Consider the following 4,924-nt stretch of genomic DNA (forward strand, 5'->3'; position numbering starts at 1 on the left):
GTGCGATGGTGGCGGTCGAAGCCACCGAGGACGAGATCGCACCGCATCTGACGGAGCGGGTGAGCATTGCGGCGGTCAACGGTCCGGAGTCGGTGGTGGTGTCGGGCTCGGAGGACGAGGTGCTGGCGATCGCTGCCCGGTTCGCCGGGCAGGGTCGCAAGACCAACCGGCTGTCGGTCTCGCATGCGTTCCATTCGCCGTTGATGGAGCCGATGCTCGAGGAGTTCCGCAAGGTCGCCGAGAGCGTGACCTACGCGGCACCGCGCATTCCGATCGTCTCCACGGTGACCGGCGAGTCGGTCGGTGATCTGGATGCCGGCTACTGGGTGGAGCAGGTGCGTGCGGCGGTCCGGTTCGCCGATGCCGTCCGCGGCCTCGAACAGCAAGGCGTGCGCACTTTCCTGGAGGTCGGCCCGGACGGTGTCCTGACCGCTCTGGCTCGGCAGAGCGTGGAGAACGACGACGCCGTCCTGGTCGCGGCGGTGCGCCGTAACCGCCCCGAGGCCGAAGCCGTGGTCGCGGCGCTGGGCCGGCTGCACGTCACCGGGGCCGAGGTGGACTGGTCCGCGTTCTTCGACGGCACCGGCGCCCGCCGCATCGACCTGCCCACCTACCCCTTCCAACGGGCCCGCTACTGGATGACCGCCCCCGCAACCGTGGCGGACGCCGCCGGCATCGGCCAGGTCGCCACGGGTCACGCGTTGGTCGGCGCCGCCGTCACCTCGGCTGAGAACGGAAGCACCGTCCTCACCGGCCGGCTCGCGCTGGACACCCACCCCTGGCTGGCCGACCACGCCGTTCTGGACACCGTGCTGCTGCCCGGCACGGCCTTCATCGACATGGCGCTGCGCGCGGGCCGTGAGGTCGGCTACGAGCAACTGGACGAACTCACCCAGGAAGCACCGATGCTGCTCCCCGAGAGAGGCGGCATCGCGGTCCAGGTCGTGCTGGGTGTGGAGGAGTCGGACCGTCGCAGCGTCGCCGTCTACTCCCGGCCGGAGGACGCCGCGGCCGACCAGCCCTGGACACGGCACGCCGGGGGATTCCTCACCCGGGAGGCGGCCCCGGCCGAGCCGGACCTGGAGGCGTGGCCGCCACCGGGGGCCCGTCCGGTCGACGTCAGCGGCATGTACGAGGACCTGGCGGGCCTCGGCTACGGCTACGGCCCGCTCTTCCGGGGCCTGACCGCGGCCTGGCGGCGCGGCGACGAACTGTTCGCCGACGTCGTCCTGCCCGACGGCCGTCGTTCCGAGGCCGCCGGATTCGGGCTGCACCCCGCGCTGCTGGATGCCGCCCTGCACGTGGAGCGGGTCTTCGACGAGGGCGACGCACAAGCGGACCGGACCGCCCTGCCCTTCGCCTGGAGCGGTGTCACCCTGCACGCACACGGGGCGGCCATGCTGCGCGTGAGGCTCACCAAGCCGGGTCCCGACGCCGTGGCGCTGCGCATCACGGACCCCACCGGGGCGCCGGTCGCGACCGTCAAGTCCCTGGTGGTACGCGAGGTCTCCGCCGACCGGCTCTCGGCCGGCGCAGGGAGCGAGGACATGCTGTTCCGCACCGAATGGCGCGCCCCTCAGGGCGGCCGGACACGGCCCCCGGCCACGGTCGGCACGGTCGTCGTCGGCGGAGAACTCGCCGGTCACCGGAGTGTTGCCGATCTCGACGCGCTGGCCCGGCAGGGGACGGTCCCCCCGACCGTTCTGCTCCCGGCCTCCGCACTCCCCGAGTCCGGAACGGACGTCCCGGAGCGGACACGGACGGCGATCTGCACCCTGCTCGCCACTCTGGCCCGATGGCTGGACGACGCGCGGTTCGCCGACTCCCGTCTGGTCCTGCTCACCCAGGACGCTGCCGTCACCGGACGGCCGGGCGAGGCGGTGGACTGCGTCCAGGCGTCCCTGTGGGGGGTGATGCGAGCCGCACAGGCGGAGAACCCGGGGCGGTTCGTGGTCCTCGACCTCGACGCCACAGCCGCGTCCCTGACCGCCCTGCCCGCCGTGCTGGCCACCGGGGAGAGCGAGGCGGCACTGCGCGAGGGCGACGTCCTCGTGCCGCGTCTGGCCGCCGCCCGCCCCGAGTCGGGTGCCTCCGCGGCACCGATCGCGGGGGACGGCGACGGCACCGTCCTCCTCACCGGCGGCACCGGACTCCTCGGCGGAGCGCTCGCCCGGCACCTGGTCACCGAGCACGGTGTCAGGCACCTGCTGCTCGCCGGCCGCCGCGGGCCGGACGCTCCGGGGGCCCTGCGACTCCGCGACGAACTGACCGCGCTGGGGGCCCGGGTGACCCTCGCAGCGGTGGATGTGGCCGACCGGGAGGCGCTGGCCGCGCTGCTCGCCGGCATCCCGGACACTCACCCGCTGACCGCGGTCGTGCACGCCGCCGGTGTCATGGACAACGGTCTCGTCGGCACCCTCACCGAGGCACAGGTGACCAGTGTCCTGCGCGCCAAGGCGGACGCCGCCTGGCACCTGCACGACCTCACCGCCCACCTCGACCTGGACGCCTTCGTGCTCTACTCCTCGGTCGGCGGACAGATCCTGGCCGGCGGGCAGGCCAACTATGCGGCGGCGAACGTCTTCCTTGACGCCCTCGCCCACCACCGGCGGGCGCAGGGGCTTCCCGCCACCTCGCTCGCCTGGGGCCTGTGGGAGGGAACCGCGGGGGCGGGCCTCGAACTCGACGAGGCAGACCTGCGACGGATGGGACGTTCCGGAGTGGCCCCACTGTCGTTCGCCAACGGGCTCGATCTGTTCGACAAGGCGCTCCTTGCACCCGACCCGGTGCTGACGCCGGTGCAGTTCGATCGTCCGACCCTCCGCGCACGGGCGGACGAGGTGCCCGCGCTGCTGCGTGGCCTGGCCGGAACGGACACCCGGCCCGCACGCCGCGCGCCCCGGCCGGAGCCCGGCGCGGCCGACACGCCGGGCACAGCGCCGGCTGCCCGCAAACTGGCCGGCCTCGCCACGGAGGACCGGGAGCGTTACGCCCTGGAACTTGTGCGGGGACACGCCGCGGCGGTGCTGGGCCACCACGATCCCGTCGCTGTCGCACCCGACCGGGGGTTCACCGAACTCGGTCTGGACTCCCTCGGCGCGGTCGAACTCCGCAACCGGCTGCAGACCGCGACCGGACTGCGCCTGTCGGCCACGGTCATGTTCGACTACCCCGATTCCACGTCGCTCGCCGCCCGCCTCCTCGAGGAACTGCGGCCCGCGCCCGACACGTCGGACGCGGCCACAGGCGCGGACGAAGCGGCCGTGAGGCGCGCCCTCGCGTCGATTTCCTCCGCCCGTCTGCGCGAAGCCGGACTGCTCGACACGCTGCTGGCCCTCGCCGGCTCGACAGCATCCGACACCTCCGCAGACACAGGCTCACCTGTCGAGGACCGCAGTACCGCGATCCAGGACATGGCCGTCGACGACCTGGTGCGCGCGGCGCTGGCCGACGGCAACTGAACCGACCCGACCCGGAATTCGAGGATGACGTGACCAGCACATCGGTGGAGCAGATCGTCGAAGCACTGCGCAAGTCGCTGCTGGACAACGAGCGGCTGCGCCAGGAGAACGCCCAATTGGCCGGGGCGGTCGGCGAACCCGTCGCGATCGTCGGCATGGCGTGCCGGTATCCGGGCGGAGTCTCGTCCCCGGAGGACCTGTGGCGGCTGGTGGCCGATGGTGTGGATGCCATCGGGGGGTTTCCCGAGGACCGGGGCTGGGATCCGGACGTGTATGACCCGGAGCCGGGCATGCCGGGCAGGACGTACGCCCGCGACGGCGGGTTCCTGTACGACGCCGCCGAGTTCGACGCGGACTTCTTCGGCATCAGCCCCAACGAGGCATCGGTCATGGACCCGCAGCAGCGGCTCATGCTGGAGGTGTCCTGGGAGGCGATCGAGCGGGCGGGCATCGATCCGAAGAGGTTGAAGGGCAGCCGCACCGGTCTCTACGCGGGTGTCATGTATCACGACTACGCCGACGGCAGCCCCGGCAGCTTCGTGTCCGGCCGGGCGGCGTACACCCTGGGCCTGGAGGGGCCGGCGGTGACCGTGGACACAGCCTGCTCCTCCTCGCTGGTCGCCCTGCACGTCGCGGCCGACGCCCTGCGTCGAGGTGACTGCTCGCTGGCGCTGGCCGGCGGGGTGACGGTGATGGCGACACCCGACATGTTCGTCTACTTCAGCGAGCAGCGCGGCCTCTCCCCGGAGGGCCGCTGCAAGGCCTTCGCCGCCGCTGCCGACGGCGTCGCCTGCTCCGAGGGTGCGGGTGTGCTGCTGTTGGAGCGGTTGTCGGATGCGCGGGCGAACGGGCACCGGGTGCTGGCGGTGGTGCGTGGCTCGGCCGTCAACCAGGACGGTGCGTCGAGCGGTCTGACGGCGCCGAACGGTCCGTCGCAGCAGCGGGTGATCCGGCAGGCGCTGGCCGCGGGCGGCTTGAGTGCGGCGGATGTGGATGTGGTGGAGGCGCATGGGACGGGGACGCGGCTGGGTGATCCGATCGAGGCGCAGGCGCTGTTGGCGACGTATGGCCAGGAGCGTTCGGAAGGCCGGCCGTTGTGGCTGGGTTCGGTGAAGTCGAACCTGGGTCACGCGCAGGCGGCGGCGGGTGTGGCGGGTGTCATCAAGATGGTGATGGCGATGCGCCACGGGATGCTGCCGAGGACGTTGCACGTGGACGAGCCGTCGGACCAGGTGGACTGGTCGGCGGGCCGGGTGGAGTTGCTCACCGAGGCGCGGGAGTGGCCGGCGGAGGGTCATCCGCGCCGTGCGGGCGTCTCGTCCTTCGGCCTGAGCGGCACCAACGCACACGTGATCGTGGAGGAAGCCCACGCGGAGGAAGCGCCGGAACCCGACACGACCGCGCCCGACCACACCGTGCCGTGGGTGCTTTCCGCGAAAACGGCGGAGGCACGGGCGGACCAG

General features: G+C 72.7%; 2 protein-coding genes. Both read left to right on the plus strand.

Annotated features, from left to right (window positions below):
* Nucleotides 1–3,461: type I polyketide synthase (locus tag M1E25_RS03035; protein WP_251409083.1), on the plus strand; the 3,461-nt coding region annotated here is incomplete at its 5' end.
* A gap of 29 nt (nt 3,462–3,490) precedes the next feature.
* Nucleotides 3,491–4,924, plus strand: a 1,434-nt coding sequence (locus M1E25_RS03040; RefSeq protein ID WP_251409086.1) for a type I polyketide synthase, incomplete at its 3' end; no start/stop codon positions are given.

The organism is Streptomyces meridianus, assembly GCF_023703325.1.
Taxonomy (GTDB): domain Bacteria; phylum Actinomycetota; class Actinomycetes; order Streptomycetales; family Streptomycetaceae; genus Streptomyces; species Streptomyces meridianus.